General features: G+C 43.8%; 13 protein-coding genes and 1 CRISPR repeat array. Of the genes, 5 read left to right on the plus strand and 8 right to left on the minus strand.

Annotated features, from left to right (window positions below):
* Positions 1–10: 10 nt before the first annotated feature.
* The 6 genes from BFP72_RS08040 to BFP72_RS08065 form a co-directional block, all read right to left on the minus strand.
* Complete coding sequence (locus BFP72_RS08040) at positions 11–955, minus strand: hypothetical protein (protein WP_099598644.1); 945 nt, start codon at positions 953–955, stop codon at positions 11–13.
* Complete coding sequence (locus BFP72_RS08045; RefSeq protein WP_099598645.1) at positions 952–1,974, minus strand: cytochrome-c peroxidase; 1,023 nt, start codon at positions 1,972–1,974, stop codon at positions 952–954. The genes BFP72_RS08040 and BFP72_RS08045 overlap by 4 nt, the downstream gene beginning before the upstream one ends.
* A complete protein-coding gene (locus BFP72_RS08050; RefSeq protein ID WP_099598646.1) occupies positions 1,974–2,786 on the minus strand; it encodes an MbnP family protein in 813 nt (270 codons plus the stop codon). Before BFP72_RS08050 ends, BFP72_RS08045 begins: the two co-directional genes overlap by 1 nt.
* 10 nt (positions 2,787–2,796) lie before the next feature.
* Positions 2,797–3,651 carry an MbnP family protein gene (locus BFP72_RS08055; protein ID WP_099598647.1) on the minus strand — a complete coding sequence of 285 codons (855 nt, stop codon included), beginning with the start codon at positions 3,649–3,651 and terminating at the stop codon, positions 2,797–2,799.
* Between the two features lie 244 nt (positions 3,652–3,895).
* Entirely contained in the window at positions 3,896–4,279 is a 384-nt protein-coding gene (locus tag BFP72_RS08060; protein WP_099598648.1) for a hypothetical protein, read from the minus strand.
* Between the two features lie 70 nt (positions 4,280–4,349).
* Positions 4,350–5,903, minus strand: coding sequence for an RNA-binding domain-containing protein (locus tag BFP72_RS08065; protein ID WP_099598649.1), 1,554 nt, complete (start codon positions 5,901–5,903; stop codon positions 4,350–4,352).
* Positions 5,904–6,228: 325 nt separating this feature from the next.
* Between BFP72_RS08065 and cas9 the strand changes: the two genes are divergently transcribed.
* The 5 genes from cas9 (at position 6,229) to cas2 (ending at position 13,365) form a co-directional block, all read left to right on the plus strand.
* Positions 6,229–10,350: a type II CRISPR RNA-guided endonuclease Cas9 gene (cas9, locus tag BFP72_RS08070; protein WP_099598650.1), complete on the plus strand. Its 4,122-nt coding sequence runs from the start codon at positions 6,229–6,231 to the stop codon at positions 10,348–10,350.
* A 404-nt stretch (positions 10,351–10,754) separates the two neighbouring features.
* On the plus strand, positions 10,755–11,396 hold the full coding sequence (locus tag BFP72_RS08075) for a hypothetical protein (protein ID WP_099598651.1): 642 nt from the start codon (positions 10,755–10,757) through the stop codon (positions 11,394–11,396).
* A 299-nt stretch (positions 11,397–11,695) separates the two neighbouring features.
* Positions 11,696–12,049 carry a transposase gene (locus BFP72_RS19445; protein WP_369824021.1) on the plus strand — a complete coding sequence of 118 codons (354 nt, stop codon included), beginning with the start codon at positions 11,696–11,698 and terminating at the stop codon, positions 12,047–12,049.
* Positions 12,050–12,085: 36 nt separating this feature from the next.
* Entirely contained in the window at positions 12,086–13,045 is a 960-nt protein-coding gene (cas1, locus tag BFP72_RS08085; RefSeq protein ID WP_255397175.1) for a type II CRISPR-associated endonuclease Cas1, read from the plus strand.
* Positions 13,027–13,365 (plus strand): CRISPR-associated endonuclease Cas2, encoded by a 339-nt coding sequence (gene cas2, locus BFP72_RS08090; RefSeq protein WP_099598653.1) that lies wholly within the window; start codon positions 13,027–13,029, stop codon positions 13,363–13,365. Before cas1 ends, cas2 begins: the two co-directional genes overlap by 19 nt.
* A gap of 225 nt (positions 13,366–13,590) precedes the next feature.
* A CRISPR array of direct repeats spans positions 13,591–15,930; the repeat unit is 36 nt; unit sequence GCTGTTAAAAATACCAATTCGTTAGCCAATCACAAC.
* Between the two features lie 545 nt (positions 15,931–16,475).
* Here the strand turns inward: cas2 and BFP72_RS08095 are convergent.
* Positions 16,476–17,645, minus strand: a complete 1,170-nt coding sequence (locus BFP72_RS08095; protein WP_099598654.1) for an MFS transporter — start codon at positions 17,643–17,645, stop codon at positions 16,476–16,478.
* Between the two features lie 179 nt (positions 17,646–17,824).
* Positions 17,825–18,454 carry a YceI family protein gene (locus tag BFP72_RS08100; RefSeq protein ID WP_099598655.1) on the minus strand — a complete coding sequence of 210 codons (630 nt, stop codon included), beginning with the start codon at positions 18,452–18,454 and terminating at the stop codon, positions 17,825–17,827.
* Between the last annotated feature and the right edge of the window lie 37 nt (positions 18,455–18,491).

The raw sequence follows: 18,491 nt of genomic DNA on the forward strand, positions 1-18,491 counted from the left end.
GAAAGACAGTCTAGAGATCCATCTCCATCCCCCCCACTTTGGAACGAATGTTAAAGATCACTCCCAACTGGAAACGATCCTGTGACTCGATCGTACTTCTTGAGTCCGTATTGTAAGCTTGCGACAGCACAAAATTGTATGTCCCCATCAGCATCACTGGTCCTACAAAAGCCTGGAGTCCCACATTGCCCATCCATGCATGCCCCCCCGTATTGACTTGCTTGAACCCCTCGTCGGTATGCATCTCTGACTGCTCGTAGGTCACCCCTACATAGGGCAACAAGCTATAGTTGGGCTGAATGAATGCATAATAGAACTTGGATGCGCTATTGAATTGATTCCCAAAATGATAATCAAGCTTATTGGTCGTATTCATCTTGTACGTTGATTCGATGTTGAGTCCAAAACTCTTGTATTTGATGGTATATATTCCCGACAGGAGATAATCCAAACTACCTGTTCCCAATTGGAAATTTCGGTTGATTATCTCGTCATTGTCTTCTTCATCGAATTTTCCCAAAGGGAATTTAAGTCCTGCACCAAGAATCAAGGAATGATTGAGGTTTCTAAAGGCTTCTGTACTCGTATTCAACACGTTGAAATAACTCAATAAAACCGGATCACCAATCCCAGACACGCTCACTTGCTGACTGTTGCCATCCATCTCGTTGAAACTGTAGGGTATGATCCCGGATACCTGCCAGCGCTTGCCAATCACATAGCGTCCCATAAGCTCCAGCATGTTGTATGTGTCATGCGAATACTCATCAGGCAGCGTCTCATTGTCTATATAAGCCCTAAACTGCGCTTGGTTGTAGCGAACCCCAATAAAGTGTGTCGGATTTTGAGCCAAAATCCCAAACGAATACCCGCCCAATTGGCACCCACAGATATCACACGCCCATGCGCTGGACACTATGAAGGACAGGAAAAGTACAATGCTTAGCTTTCTCATGGTGCAAAAAATAAAGGGTTAGACACGAACTCTTCATCGGTCAGGGTTTCCAAAAATGCTACAATATCCGCCTGCTGCTGTTCGCTGAGCGGTATACCCAAAACGCCCGCTGATTGTAGCAATGGGTCCAGCGTGGCAGACGGTTGCACTCCACTATTGTAGTGCTCCAGTACCGCTTCCAATGTCTCGAATCGTCCGTCATGCATATAGGGAGCTGTCAGTGCAACATTGCGTAGGCTCGGCACTTTGAATTTGGCCAAATCTTCGTCTTGTTGGGTGATCAAGTAGCGCCCGACATCCGTGACTTCAGCGTCTAGCCCGTTGTTGCGAAAATTGCGATCTGTGAATAGATTGCCTTCGTGGCAAGCCGCACAGTTGTCCTCAAAAAGTGCTAATCCACGCAGCGCAGAAGCACTGAGCACTTCACCTTCCAGGAGATACCGATCATAACTAGAGTTCGCCGATACCATCATCACCATAAACTGCGAGAGTGCGTGCAGCATGCGTGCACTGTTGATCTCTGTCCCCTCACCGAATGCTGTAGCAAACTTCTGCTGATACAAGGCACTGGCCTGCATTTTCTCAATGACAACTGCTATATCCTGATCCATCTCCACGGGATTGGCAATCGGATTGAGCGGGATGAAATCCACATGGGTCACTCCCCCATCCCAAAAGAACTCATTGACGAAGGCCAAATTGAAAATAGGCGGTGCATTGCGTGCTCCGACCTGTGCATCGATCCCGATGCTGAGTCTATGCTGAGGATCAGCGAATGCCACTCTCTGGTCGTGGCACGAAGCACAAGATACCGTACTGTCTCTTGACAAAAGAGGATCGTTGAAGATGAACTTACCGAGTTCGAATCCCTCCTTTGATATCGGGTTGTTGTCCAATGTATATGTCGCTGCTGGAAAATGCTCCGGCTGTACAAAGCCAAAAGGAAGCTCTCCTTTATCTCCGTCACAAGCCATCAATAGCCCTAGCACTCCCAAAAACAACACCAACTTCTTACTCATCACAAGGGGTTGTTGTGTACGTGATCAAAACGAAACATCTCGGAGATGTTGTCTGCATAATCTGCTCCTGTCACGGCATCATGGATACTGTTGCGCTTCGAAAAATCAAACGCCAAGCCCCCATCGATGAACTCCGCTATGTCAATGACCAGATGAATCTCTGGTTTGTAATCTGGCGTGATCAGTATCTCATCCATCGCTAGGGTTATCTCTCTCACGTTGTTGGGGGACTTCCATCCACCGATGTGGTAGCCAAACCCATGCGGATTGGTCTCTTCTATCGTATCACCAAAAGCCTCTCCTGCCGAAGCGGAGGACTGTCCTTCGATTTTCATCCCGATGTATCCTGAGCTCCATGCCCAAAACATGCCATCCAAAATGATACTGGCCCCTTGATCTACCCCTTCTTCTTCGATCCCTATCTTGAATGATATCTGATCGTACACCCCTGGTGTGATCTGATCTACAGTCAAGGTCTGACTGCTCAGATTCGATTCATCAATCAAGTAGTACCCCATGACATCATCTCCTGAGATAGATAGTGGGACAGCATAATGTGCCCCATCGGATCCTTCCAAGACGATCTCACTGACGATGTATTTGACCAGTGTCAAATTGTAAGCCTGACCGAGCGCATTGGTATAGGGGTAATCCTCATTGCCTGGATTAGCCAGTAGTCCTGCCTGTATGTCTCCCACGACATTGTCAAATTTGATCTCTACGGTACCCGTCGTAGCACCATTGTCCTCTTCAGCACACTGGCTGAAGAGGACGATAGTGGATACCAAAAGCGTATAAACTGCTTTTTTCATTCCTTTGTGATTAGTGTGCGTGTGTTGCTTCCGCGTCGTTCTCGACAGTAGTCACGGCAAAAGCACTCATCAGGTTGTTTCCGATCGGTTGGCTGGCAGCTGGTGCATGAGCACTAGACAAGGTCGTGAAGTCAATGTCTGTCTCTCCCGTCAGGGCTTTCAACACATCAGAGGTGATCGTCACTTCAGAAGCAGACGCACTGCTGATCATGACGTGTGTATCCATGTCCAACGTGATGGTTTTGATGTTGCTAAAATCCTCCCCTTCACCGCCTAGGTGGTAAGCAAGAGATGCAGCTTCACTTTGTCTGCCGTGATGCTCACTTACTGCCCCATGTGCTGCAGCACCTTCGAGCTTGTATCCGATGTAGCCAGAGTTCCAGCTCCACACGTATCCATTGGCCTCACTTAGTGCACCACCTTGAGCACCCTCTGAGAGGTAGTCCATGCTCACACCGAGAGTAAAAGTCACCCCCGTGTAGTGCCCTACAGGTACATCCTTGAGCATGATCATGTTGCCAGAGATACCATCAACCGTCTCTTCTACAAGGTAAAAACCAAGCGGCTCTTCTGCACTATACACGACTTCATCTATGTAATCTTCCGTACCTTCCATGCCTGTCAGCTTGATCTCTGAGATATAATACCCGAGCAAACCTACATTGAATTCTTGACCCAGTGCATTGGTCAAGTTGTAGTGGGTCGAGGCGTCCGCTTCGAAGCTAAGATCCTCATCTCCTGCTACATTGTCAAACATCAGCGTCACCGTACCAGGCATGTCCATTTCGCTACCTTCGTCCTCATTGTCACACGCACTAAAAAATACAATTGCAGCCAGTGCAATCACTATATTGTAATATTTCATTATTTCGAATTGATTAAATGTATTGATAATTTCATTGAGCCCAATGACTCGGGTGGGACGATGCTAGAGCCTAGACTTTAAGAAACAAGACATTAGATCTAGATGTTAGACTTTAGACAATAACTGTAGTTCAAGCCCTTCGCCTGTGACACACAGACCATGCAGTGTGACCAAAAACCAAACTAGAACCGTCAGCCGTGATAATCAATCTAACAATCCTTCCCACAAACAATAAATAATCAATTCAACCCCGAGGTGGTGTAAAAACCTGCTGTAGATAAGCCGTATAATTCAAGATGCTAGGCAGCACCTGATACATGTTTTGGATGAGATCGATAGGCTTGTCAAAAGCAATCGTCTCCTGCGCCTGACTAAAGAAGAAAGGTGCAGACTTGATGTTGATTGTTTCGTTCTCCTGCTCTTGTTGTTCTTGCGCTGCTTGCAGTTTTTTGGCGAGGTAGCATTTGCCATCACAGTGGAGCATGGGCTTGTCTCTGTTGATACACAGCACCTCAGCGATGTAGTCCCGACGCATCCCAAAATCCATATAGATCAGCGGCACAGCCAACGTACTGGCGAGCGTATTGAGCGCCAGCAAATAGATCAATATATGTTTGACGTGCTGCATTGCCGCAAAAATGAATCAGTACACCCCAATTAGCAAGTGAGACAAGGTTTTTAATTTGGATTTGGTCAGATCAGAGTTTCACCATTTTGCGTCGACGCAAATACTCCACGACCTTACTGACAGGAAGTTTTTCGCTCGCAGGACCACTTCGAATGTAAAATACCTCTTCTCCCACCTTGGGTTTCAAATAGGCCGCTGCACTCGCAGGTCGCACCTGCACATAGACCACCTCCTGCCCATCGATAGGTTTCATGCCAAAATCAATAAATTGGAAGTAACTCGGTCCAATGTGCTCTTTGATCAGGTTCTTGACATGCAGCAAACATTTGTCCACACTGGGGAATCTATCCGCTGACAAACCGATCACCTCTCCCTCATCGTTGACTCCCATAAACAACACTCCGCCTTGGCTATTGAGAAATGCCACCACGCCTTTGAGCCAAGCCAATTCGATTTCTTTGCCTGGGTTATTGGAGTGCAGGTTCATTCGCACTGTACTTTTAAACTCTATTTGCGACCCTTCCCCTTTGGCGATGAAAGCCTTGGCACTTGCTTCGAAATTTTGCATGTCCAATTCGATGGTTCGATTCTTCGGACGAGCCCGGTACACCAGCGCATAGGCTCCCATGATACCCAGCAAGATGATCAAAGCAGAGACCGATCCTACGGTCGGAAAATTACTCTCCAATACCGAAAAGAAGTTGTCCTCTTTGGAAAAAGAGGCCAGCCAGATGCTATGCTGTGTGATGTGCAAAGGCTGAAGCCCTACCCAATACTTGGACCCAGACCAATCAAAGGACTGACTTTGGTAGTCAATAGAGTCATTCCATGCGCCCAACACCTTTTGAAAATACTCATCCAGTTCGCTGCTCGCCACGAAAAACTGTGGAGCACGCTCCGGATCAAAAACCTCTTCTTGGTCATTGAACAAGAAGACTTCGGACTTTTGGTTTTCGCCAAATTTGGAGATCGTCGTAAACAACTCCTGCAAAGGAATATCCACCGCGGCGACTACTGTATCTCCTTCGCTATCGGTCCAACTGACCACACCACTCACTCCCCACCGCTGTGTATGATGAAAAGAATAGGCCTCCGTCCAGATCGGCTTCTTGCGATGCAAGTGCTTGAGTCCCTCTTCGAACCACAGGCGTGTACGCGGATCGTATGAGAGCGTATCTTGCCAAGTATCGACTTCCTGCCCTGCACTATCGAGACGTATCCACTTGAACTCGTTTTGATCGATGAGATGGTAGCGAAACACCCATGAATTCTGCTCCTGATACACATAGTAGGAGTAGCCGTGTTGGTCGGCAATCGAGAGACCGGAGAGCGCTGGATTCTCCCGCAGCAGCGGGATCAGCTGTGCACTGAGCCGCTTGGGCTCGTCGATCAACAATATCTCCTCCTTGCCCCAATCTTTGAGCACAGCCGCGATGTGCTCGATCGGTGTATAAAATGCCGTAAAGTGCTCCAACGAACGTTCAGAAAGTTGCTGGATCGCTTCCTTGGCCAGCTCTGTACGGGCCTCCTGCACCGATACCATCACAAATCCCAACAACGAACCCACCACTACCACGATCAGTAGCGAGAGATTCAAAAACAATTTCCTAAAGCGTGGTTTCATACAAATGCGTCAAAGTCGCAAATATAGAAAGATAGCCCAGACCGCAGTAAAGTCTCGATGAAATTGGTCAGCACTCCGGCTGATGCATTATTATTTTTGATTTACCACTTTTAGCATTAGTTTAACTGTCCGATCCATTCAGCACGGATCACAGCACATCTCGAGAAAATCAATTATTGGACAAATCAAGCAGAAATGCTTGGAGAGTTGGGGTATAAAAAAAGCCCCACGGAGTACGCAGGGCTAAGAAAAATCTTCGGCTTATAGCCTTATTGTGATATGTTAACAAATTGGTATTGACTAAAGTAGAGTAAATAATTGATATATGAAAAGAACAATTGGAATTGATTTGGGTACTAATTCAATAGGTTGGGCTATTAGAGAAGAAAATCAACGACTCGAAAATCAAATCATAAACAAAGGTGTTTTACTATTCGACAAAGGAGTAGCCTCTGACAAAGGAAACGAATTCCCTAAAGTTCAAAAACGTACGGAAAGTAGAGGTAAAAGACGAAACTATCAAGCAGAAAAGTATCGTAAACACCAACTCCTACAATATTTGATCGAACGCGATATGTGTCCTCTATCCATGGATGAACTAGATCAGTGGAGAAAATACAGAAAAGGGGAGAAAAGGCAATATCCACAGTCTATCAAATTCATTAACTGGCTCAGATTTGATTTTGACGGAGATGGTAAACCTGATTTTCATCTTTTGAACAAAGACAAATACGACAGCTATTATGCATTTCGAGCTCTAGCCATCGACGAGCAGTTTAAGGATGTTTTTGATTCAAATCCTCACATTCTTGGTCGTGTCCTATATCAACTAGTACAAAGAAGAGGATTCAAAGGAAGAGACGAAGAAGAAGCGAAAACGATGCTGACTGGTTCTAAAAAGACAGGTACAGCTGGTCGTGATGAAATCGCATCTTACATTGATACACACAAATCACTAGGTGCTGCGCTGTATTACTACCAAAAAGACAAAGGGGTCACCACACGAATTCGTCAACGTTACAACCTTAGAAAAGATTATGAAAATGAGCTAGCGGAAATATGTCGCGTTCATGGGATCAATGAATCTGACCAAAAGAAACTCTGGAAATCCATCATTTGGCAAAGACCTCTCAGGACGCAAAAAGGATCGGTAGGATTATGTACCTATGAGAAAAATAAAAGAAGAGTCAGCTTAAGTCACCCTCTTTACCAAGAATTTAAGACTTGGGTACTTATAAATAATCTAAAAATAATTGCCCCAGCAGGATTAGACCAATCTACATACCTCAAAAATAACATCTATCCCCTATTCATAAGAAAATCAGATTTTGAAATCACTCACATTGTGAAACAGATAGAAAAAGACGGTGGACGCATGGACTCAAAATATGCTTCAACCAAGCAACAGAAGACTAAAGTAGTTTCACTTAGTAACTTCTATGATTTCGAACAACTATTTGGTTCAGACTGGAAGGGTGTCTTAAAATTCGAAACGAGCATACACGATAGACCTTCACAGCAAACCAAACAAGTAAAACCTGAATATACTATTGAAGATATTTGGCATGTACTTAACACATTTGACGATAAAGAAAAACTGATCGAATTCGCTACCAACAAACTAAACTTAGATCAAAAAAGCGCGATTCGATTCTCTGAAATCAGGTTGAATGGTGGTCATGCCACATTGAGTCTCTCGGCTGTCAAGAGAATCCTTCCATACCTCAAGCAAGGCATCCCATACAGTAGCGCAGTATATCTCGCCAATATGCCAAAAGTTTTAGGTAGTAACTCCGTATCAGCTGACCTTATCCAATTCTTTATTGATGAGGTATCTCTTATCAATGAAAGGGTAAGTAATACTAAAACATTGAATCAAACAGTCAATGGATTAATCAAAGAACACATGAACGATGACAATCGTTATTTTATCGACAACAACCGCGAATTGGATCCAGAAGAACACCAATTAATTGAAGACAAACTTTCAAATAATTTTGGAGTCAAGACATGGACAGATTTAGATAAAAAAATGAAAGAGCAATACAGCAGCTATGTTGCCGATCATTTTAAGAGTTTTCTACAAAAACGCATCACAGACAAAAAAGACATATTCCTACCTGCTCCACGGTTTCACCAAGAATTGTTCAATGCACTACAAGAGAAATATGACATACCGGATGAAAACATAAAACATCTCTGGCACCCCTCAGAACAAGAAAAATACAGCAATGCCAAATTGCACCACAAATTCAGCCTACATGGCAAAATACTGTTTATTGAAGAGGATCAAATAGAAAAATTCACTTCAAATAATCCAAATGCAGAAAATGAATTGATAGCACTCAAACTTTTGGGTAACCCAGAACCCATCAGTCAAGGATTCAAAAACCCAATGGCATTAAAAACCTTGTATCGTCTCAAACAACTGATCAATTATTTACTACAAACAGATCAAATAGACGAAGACACTAAAGTAGTCATCGAAATAGCGCGAGAGCTGAACGACAACAATATGCGAGCTGCCATTCGGAGATATCAAAATCAGAGAGAACGCGAGAACAAAAAATATGCAGCACAAATCGAAGAGATCAACCAAGAATGCGGAACCACTTTTGATCCAAATGACAAAAAACTCCTCAATAAAATACGGCTCTGGAACGAACAGAATAAACAGTGTCTCTATACAGGAGCTACTATCCACCTATGTGATATTCTCGACGGGAATAAATATGACTTTGAACACACAGTCCCTGCTAGCATGAGCTTTGATTCTGAGCTTAAAAACCTAACAATTGCCAATACCACATTTAACCGAAACGTGAAGAAAAAACGGCTCCCATCTCAACTTGAAAACCATGAAGACATTCTGCAAAGAATTGAATTTATGAAAGAGAAAGTCGAAAAATTAGAAAGGGACCTAAAGAATAAACTGAGAGATACCAAAACCTTAGTAGACAAAGGAAAAAAGGATATGGCTATTCAGGATCGCCACTTGATCAAATTTGATCTCGACTACTGGAAGAAAAAATACGAATCGTTCACCATTGAAGAGTACAAGCCACAGTGGAGAAATAGTCAGCTCAGAGATACGCAAACAATGACCAAATACGCCCTGCCCTATTTGAAAACAGTATTTAGAAACGTAACCGTACAAAAAGGTAGTGTTGTCAATGATTTCAAATACATATACAAAGTCCTGTTAGACGAAAAGAAAGACCGAAATAAACACGCTCACCATGCACAAGATGCAGCTATTTTAACCTTGATACCTAATGCTTTCCACAGAGAAAAGGTTTTAGAACAATACAATCTAGCCAAAGAAGAATACCGCACATATCATACAAGCCCAATTGGATGGAATAATTTCAAAGCATCATATATCATTGATATAGAAGATGAAGTACTCGCTAATAATCTAGTCGATGACCGCACACTCACACAGACATACAAAAGAGTGAGAAAAAGAGGCCGTATAGTTAGAGATGAGAAGGGCCGATCGAAGTGGTCAACAGGCGACACGATCAGAGGACAATTACACTCTGAGTCATTCTATGGTGCCATCAAACAACCATTAAAGGATGAAGATGGTAAAGTCCAATTTGACAAGAATGGTCATATGAAGCTAGAGGATGAGATCAAAATGGTCATCAAGCGCAACTTAAAATACAAAGTCAATCCTGATGATGATGGTTTTAAAACTTTGGACGAACTCGGTAAAGTAATGGTTGACAAAGTTCTTTTTGAAAAAATCAAGAAGCAAATAGGTAGCACCCCTTTCAGAGAAGCACTCGAAAAAGGAATATGGATGACAGATAGACAAAGCAATCCAGTAAATAAAATTAGGCATGTGAGGTGCTTTTTTAATGCCCTGAAACACACTTCTGCTCTGCCTATTCATGAGCACACTTACGCATCAAATAAATCATATAAAAATACCACATATTCAAAGAATAAAATGAATGCTTATTGCCTTTACTACGAAGGGGAATCAAAAGGAAAAATTGATAAGTCCATAGAGATCATCAGTCTATTAGAATTATCAAAACTAAATTTAACAAATTCGCAAGAGCTATACACCCTTCCATTATACCAGTCAAAAGAGACCAAAAAGGGGACTTTGCCTTTGAGAAAGATTCTTAAGTCAGGAGATAAATTCTTGCTATACAAAAATCATAAACAAGAACTTCAAGAACTTAATGTAAAACAATTGTCTCAACGATTATATACGGCCTACGAATTTGAAGCAGATGGTAGAATCAAGCTAAGACATCACTTACTCGCTGGTGATTTGACGGTAGCCAAAAAGCAATACCCTGAAGCATCTGCATTGAATTTTGGCTCCTATACTCCACTTTATAGAATAAGTAAAGGAAATTGGAATTTTGCCATAGAAGGAATTGATTTCAATATTCAAATCGATGGTCAAATCGAATTCCTATTCTAATGTACTGTTCAAATCATCAAAATCGGAGAATAAGAATAACCACGAACAAGCCAGACCTGAGAGGTTTTAGAAACCTCTCAGGTCTAAGAGATAAATCAGTACCAAACAAAAAAACAGTTTCAAGCAAAACAACCCCTACAGCCCAAAAAACAAGTACTGACAACAGGAAAACAACTATCTACAGACAAAAAACAAGTACTGACGAGCAACAAACGACCCTGTGCAATCGACAAACAACCACTTACATCCAAAAAATGAACGCTTTCAATCAAAAAACAACCCCTTGCAAGAGAAAAAGGCCTCCTGACTTCTAAAAAACGACTATTTGCATCCAAAAAATGATAAGACCATACAGGCAAAATGAGAAAAATTGGTTGTCATTTTTTTTAACTAAAACAAAAGTCATGAATCAAAGACAAATTAATCACCTTGAAATGTTCCAAACCACCAACGACTACCTAGAAAAACAGGCAGCTGTATGGAACGCCATCCCTATCATTGGCAACTACAAAAACCAACTCAACACCACGCTGTTGGCAATCAAACAGATGGCTGCCGATCAGGCTGATGCCCAAGTGTACATCGGCAAGTCGGTCATGGGTTTCAAAAAAACCATCGCAGAGAAGATGGATTATCTAGACGACCTGTTGGAGGCCTATGGAGAAGATGTCGGCAATGCCGAACTGGTCTCACAGGCCCACAACTCCAAAACAGACTATATCGCACTCCCCTACGAAAACTTCGAAACCAAGGTAAAGCAGGTCATTAGCCTGCTCGAATCAAACCTAAACGACATGACTGACTATGGACTCACTGCCGAACAAATAGAAGATGTCAAACTCGATTTGGATCAATTTCTCACTTCACGCGGCAAACCTCGCGCCTATCAAGTAGCCAGTCGACAAGCCACCCAAAGCCTAGAGTCTCTCTTTGATCAAGGCAAGGAATGTATAGAAAAACTCGACCGAGTACTCAAGCGGTACAAACGTGCCAACGCCAGTTTTCACAACGGATACCTCTCTGCGAGCAAAGTGGTGAATGATTGATACACTAAATCTTAAACATCAACTTTTCCAAAGTTTGAAACTTTGGAAAAGTTCACCCCAAAACCACAACCAACACCATGCAACCCGAAACCTACTACCATGTCTACAATCACGCCAACGGAAGCGAAAACCTCTTCCGCTCAGACGAAAACTATCGTTACTTTCTCAGGCAATACAAAAAACACATCTCTCCTATTGCCGACACTCTTTGTTATTGTCTGATGTCTAATCACTTTCATTTTCTATTGAAAATTAAGGGACAAAATGAACTGTCTCAAACTTTTCCAAAGTTTGAGACTTTGGAAAAGTTAACTCCACATCTAAGCAAGCAATTTTCCAACCTATTCAGCTCTTACACGCAAGCTTTAAATAAACAACTAAATAGAAAAGGCAGCCTGTTCATGAAAAACTACAAAAGGAAAAAAGTTGATGATGAAGTCTACTTGAAAAAATTGATACACTACATCCATTATAATCCAGTGCAGGCGCAATTGGTGATCAATATGGAAGATTGGAAATTCTCTTCTTACCAGGCGATTGTATCCAATTCCCCAACAGGTATCCTAAGAGAAGAAGTCATCGCCCATTTCGATAATCTAGAAAACTTTGAATACTGTCATAAACACCCTCCCCATCTCACAGGGATTGAATGAAGTAGCTCAGCTTGAACTTTTCCAAAGTTTCAAACTTTGGAAAAGTTAGAGAAAGTAGAACCAAAACACCCTAAACCCATGATCAAACGAACCCTATACTTTGGCAATCCCGCCTACCTCAGCACCAAAGACCAGCAGCTAATCATACGGTTTCCCGAAGGGGAAAAAGACAACGTGACCATCCCCATCGAAGACATCGGCGTAGCGATACTCGATCACTATGGCATCACGATCTCCCAGGGACTGATGCATCGCCTGATGGAAAACAACGTCGCACTCATCAGCTGCGACGACCGCCACCTCCCCACTGGACTCCATCTCAACCTCGCCGGACACACCCTCCAGTCCGAACGCTTCGCTGCACAGACGACCGCCACCGAACCTACCAAAAAACGTCTCTGGCAGCAGGTCATCTCCTCCAAAATCAAAAACCAAGCTGCTCTACTAGAAGCCATCTGCTACGACCATGACAACATGCTCCGCTGGGCGGGCAAGGTACGCTCTGGTGACCCAGACAACTACGAAGCACGAGCGGCGGCCTACTACTGGAAGCACCTCTTCGCCGCGCACACCGATGACTTCAAGCGTGGACGCTACGAGGACGAGCCCAACAACATGCTCAACTACGGCTATGCCATCCTGCGCGCCATCACCGCACGATCCCTCGTCGGTTCGGGGCTGCTCCCGACTTTTGGGATCCACCACCACAACCGCTACAACGCCTACTGCCTCGCCGATGACATCATGGAGCCCTACCGCCCCTTCGTCGACGAACTCGTCCTCTCCATCATGGACATGGAGGACATAGACATCTATGACCTCTCTCCCGATCTCAAAAAACACCTGCTCCAACTCCCCGCCATCGATGTGATGCTGGGCAAAGAAAGACGCCCACTCATGATCGCCATGCAATACACGACTGCCAGCCTGGCGGACTGCCTGATGGGCAAACGAGACAAGCTCAAACTCCCCGAGAGATGCAAACCCATCGCCTAAACCAATACAGAATCATGTGGGTAATGGTGTTTTTTGATCTCCCGACCGATACCAAAAAGGACAGACGCAATGCGGCCAACTTCCGAAAAAAGTTGTTGAAAGATGGATTTAGGATGTTTCAGTTTTCGATCTACCTGCGCCACTGCCCCAGTAGAGAAAACGCAGCAGTACATATCAAACGTGTCAAGATGAACCTGCCTCCCGATGGCTATGTGGGCATCATGGTGATCACCGACAAACAATTCGGTAATATGGAACTCTACTTTGGCAAAAAGGAAAAGGAATTGCCTGCTGTACCGCAGCAGCTGTCCCTATTTTGACCATAGCCTGAATCAATCGATCAAATAGGGAGGGCAATACCTCCCTAAATTCGGCAGACAACTTCGGCACGGATTGATCCCTTGTCCTCGCTGCGAACGAGAACAAGGGACACAAATCAATAAAAAACCCGACAGACTTTTGAAAACCTGTCGGGTTTATATAGCATTTTTTCACCACCCAACTCCCCTTAAAACACAACAGCACAGATAGTTACGACTACCTGTGCTGTTAAAAATACCAATTCGTTAGCCAATCACAACAGGTAGAAGATCTATATGAAGTAGATGGAAGCTGTTAAAAATACCAATTCGTTAGCCAATCACAACCGGGTAAGCGGCCATGGATTCAATTGTATCGCTGTTAAAAATACCAATTCGTTAGCCAATCACAACACGGCAACGTGTTAGTAGTCCCTGCAACAGGCTGTTAAAAATACCAATTCGTTAGCCAATCACAACATGGAAATGTCTTAGTAGTCCCTGCAACAGGCTGTTAAAAATACCAATTCGTTAGCCAATCACAACTGTTGACCATTCGCACCCTCGGCTATTCCAGCTGTTAAAAATACCAATTCGTTAGCCAATCACAACGAAACCATGCTAGAAGAAATTATCAACTCCGCTGTTAAAAATACCAATTCGTTAGCCAATCACAACTAATAGCTAAGTATTTCTCGGGTATGAAAAGCTGTTAAAAATACCAATTCGTTAGCCAATCACAACCGCACTCGGGGTTTTTTACCCACATCTCAAGCTGTTAAAAATACCAATTCGTTAGCCAATCACAACAGATTCTCAGTGATTTTCACCTCTATTTTGGCTGTTAAAAATACCAATTCGTTAGCCAATCACAACCTACCATCAGGTAGTCATGAAAGAAGAAAAGCTGTTAAAAATACCAATTCGTTAGCCAATCACAACTATGCAAGTTGTCATTCGCTTCTAAGATCGCTGTTAAAAATACCAATTCGTTAGCCAATCACAACCGGTCATACGCTCCTAGCTTGAGCATGATGCTGTTAAAAATACCAATTCGTTAGCCAATCACAACTGTCCAGCCCTAGATGCCAAGTCTGACGGTGCTGTTAAAAATACCAATTCGTTAGCCAATCACAACTCATTATAGATGCTGAGCAGCTCAATAAGAGCTGTTAAAAATACCAATTCGTTAGCCAATCACAACAATGATACAGTATCAATACATGGAAACTCCGCTGTTAAAAATACCAATTCGTTAGCCAATCACAACACCAGAGACTGGATGTGATCCTGTGTACCTGCTGTTAAAAATACCAATTCGTTAGCCAATCACAACTATGAAAATGCGATGTCATATTTGGTTCAGGCTGTTAAAAATACCAATTCGTTAGCCAATCACAACCATAAGAAACGACAAAAAGAACTCTTTCCAGCTGTTAAAAATACCAATTCGTTAGCCAATCACAACTTGATCACATAAGCCTTGATCAGTCTTTGCGCTGTTAAAAATACCAATTCGTTAGCCAATCACAACAGCGATCGCAGACGAAGTTCAGTCGCGGGGGCTGTTAAAAATACCAATTCGTTAGCCAATCACAACTGCTCTGTGATCATGTCATTATTCTTTTTTGCTGTTAAAAATACCAATTCGTTAGCCAATCACAACTGTCGCAGCAACAGAAGAGCCGAATGGACAGCTGTTAAAAATACCAATTCGTTAGCCAATCACAACTGTGCTGCTTTGTTGTACTTCAAGGTCGTGGCTGTTAAAAATACCAATTCGTTAGCCAATCACAACTGACGGGGTTTCCTTAAACTGCTCACTGCGCTGTTAAAAATACCAATTCGTTAGCCAATCACAACTTTCTCTCTTGATGTATTCTTATTCTCTTAGCTGTTAAAAATACCAATTCGTTAGCCAATCACAACCCAAGAGTGGAAGAATAGCATTTCTACCTGCTGTTAAAAATACCAATTCGTTAGCCAATCACAACCGTCAAGCAATTGGAACTGAATGTGAACGGCTGTTAAAAATACCAATTCGTTAGCCAATCACAACCGCCACAGCATGTTATCGTCTTGATCGCCCGCTGTTAAAAATACCAATTCGTTAGCCAATCACAACCGGTCATACGCTCCTAGCTTGAGCATGATGCTGTTAAAAATACCAATTCGTTAGCCAATCACAACTCAGATGTGCAAAATCATCCGTGAACCTATGCTGTTAAAAATACCAATTCGTTAGCCAATCACAACAGCTCAAGCAAGTGCTAGAAATCGAGCCCTGCTGTTAAAAATACCAATTCGTTAGCCAATCACAACTTTAGATGCCTCACAATGGAACGACTTGCAGCTGTTAAAAATACCAATTCGTTAGCCAATCACAACCCGCGTGGTTGGACCCGAATAGTACGGAGCGCTGTTAAAAATACCAATTCGTTAGCCAATCACAACTCAAGTGCATGATAGTTTGACTACTGACATGCTGTTAAAAATACCAATCTGTTAGCCAATCACAACCCTGGCAGGGAAATGATGAGAATAGGATAAGCTGTTAAAAATACCAATTCGTTAGCCAATCACAACCAATGAGTACAAAGTATTACAAAGGGCAGTTAAAACACCCCATACATTTGTTCATCGCAAGATATCTCTTCTCCGATCTTATCCTGAAGTTCACCTAGCAAATTCTGCAGTTCACCGAAACTCACTTGAAGACGTGAGCAAAAGCCTCTATCCTTGTCTTGTAATTGATGAAAACAACAAGCGAGTAATCAATCACAGAGCTGAAAAGCTCCACTGAAATAGAATAGTAATTTAGTCTTTCATAATCATGCTTAAGCTGCTGATCCGGACGGGATGAGCAGCTTTTCTTTTTATAGGCTATTGACAAATCCTATTGGCCCTTACGGATCACGCCGTATTTCTGGGGCATTGATCCAAGATCACTTCGAAATTCAACAGTCATGGTTCGACATTCATCATTACTTTTTTGCTAAACAACCACCTACTATGAGTCTTTGAACCAATGTATACACAATGGAAAGCATGAATATCCAATGCGCCATGTCGAATATTGATTTGGATTCCTCTATTTACGGACTCATCCGTTGGTACTGGAGGCCGACATTTTACAATATACTCGATTGACCCTTTCGTTGGTTTCGGATCAGAATCACACCCCATGCGATCAATACGCCCGAACTGGCCATCGCAGCACCGACGAGATCGGCAGAGGTCAATCCATAGCCCAAAGCAATGGGTAAGCCTGCAAAGTAGGCACCACTGGCATTGCCCATATTGAATGCGCTTTGGTTGAGCGAGGAGCCTAGGATTTCTGAACCTTTGGCGGTATTGATCATCACCATCTGGATGGGAGTCCCCACTGTGAAAGCCACTACACCAATCACAAAAGTCATCACCAGTACCCAGGTAGGATCATGTGCCAGGAAGGTATTGATCACCAAGAGCAGAGCCATCGTGGCGAAGCTCACGATCACCGAGTGAATCGGCGACAGGTAATCGATCATCTTGGCTCCTAGTATGTTGCCAAGTACCATACCCAAACCTGCCAAGGTCATGGCATAGCTCACTACATGATCTGGGTGACCTGCCACTTCGGTAATCAGGGGTGCGATGTAGCTATACCAGGCAAATAGTCCTCCAGTCCCTACTGTGGTGAGCATGATCACTGCCCATAGTTCGGGGTTTCGAAACAGCTTGATATCCTGCGCAAAACCCGCAGCAGAGGACTTGGGCAACGGTGGCATCCAGGCTTTGATACTGGCCAAAGCCAACAAGCCTACACCTCCCGTAATCATGAAAGCAAGACTCCAATGGAAATGATGCCCGAGGTAGGTGCCGATGGGTACACCGATGACATTGGCCACTGTGAGACCGCCAAACATCATGGCAATGGCTCGTGCAGACTTGCCCGGCTTGCACACTTGTCCTGCCACCACAGCGCCAATTCCAAAAAAGGCCCCATGAGGCATCCCTGACAAAAAGCGCGTGACCAGCAGTACCGCGTAGCTCTCCGAAAAGGCAGACAGCGTATTGAATACCGTAAACCAAATCATGAGGAGCATCAGCACCACATGCGAAGGCCAGCGCCCTCCTATTGCCGAAAACAACGGAGCGCCTACCACCACCCCGAGGGCATATGCCGCTATAAAATGTCCCGCTTCGGGAATCGTCAAGTCCAAGGCTGTGGCCACATCTGGCAAGATCCCCATCATCACAAATTCGGTCATTCCAATCCCAAACCCTCCTATCGCTAGGGCCAACAATGCTTTGTTCATATTTCTTCCATTCAGGGTACAAGATTAGAGGATTGCTTGCACATAATCACCATTCAGACCCTATACGATTCGCTGTGATTTGACAGTGCTTTACCTCAGGTGTGATTTCCCCACCTGGACGCTATTGCACACAAAAAAACCGGCCAATGACCGGTTTTTTTGTGTGCTTGCTTCCTGTATCAGGGTTTCGCTACGATATCCAACTTGATCGTGATGTCATCTGACAAAATCATGTCTTCCATATAGTGTACCCAGCTCACCTCATAGTCCTGACGGTCAAATACCAAGTCAGCCGAAGCGGTCAATCCTTCTGGAGTAGCTGTCAAAGAAGTGATGGTGGCTGTTTCTTCTTTGGTGATCCCTCTCACAGTCAAATCACCTGTCAAGGTGTTGCCACTGTGCGATTTGATCACGAAGGTAGAGGTCGGGTTTTCTTCGACCATGAAGAAGTCCTCGGTAGACAAATGCGCCACCAAGTCAGAGGCAGGGTGCTCTTCCGAATAAGAAGCCGAATCCAAAGGCTGAATGGTGGTCATGTCGATGACCACTGTACCTCCTACGATCGAATCCCCAACAGTGCTCACTGTACCTTCAGCGATACCGATCAAGCCGTTGTGGCCATATACGCCTGCTACTTCGCCAGACCAATTCACTGTAGAGGCACTTTGATCCACGGTGTATGTCATGGCCTTGGCCTCAGAGGCCACCGCATCGGTAGTGGCTTCTTCTGTCGTACTTTTCTTTCCTCCACAAGCAGTCAGAATGGCTGCCGAGAGGATAGTCATCATCAATGTATTTCTCGTATTCATGGTAATAGTTTTTGTTTGCTTTAAAGCTAACAAATAA

The sequence above is a fragment of the Reichenbachiella sp. 5M10 genome, from assembly GCF_002742335.1.
In the GTDB taxonomy this organism is placed as follows: Bacteria; Bacteroidota; Bacteroidia; order Cytophagales; family Cyclobacteriaceae; genus Reichenbachiella.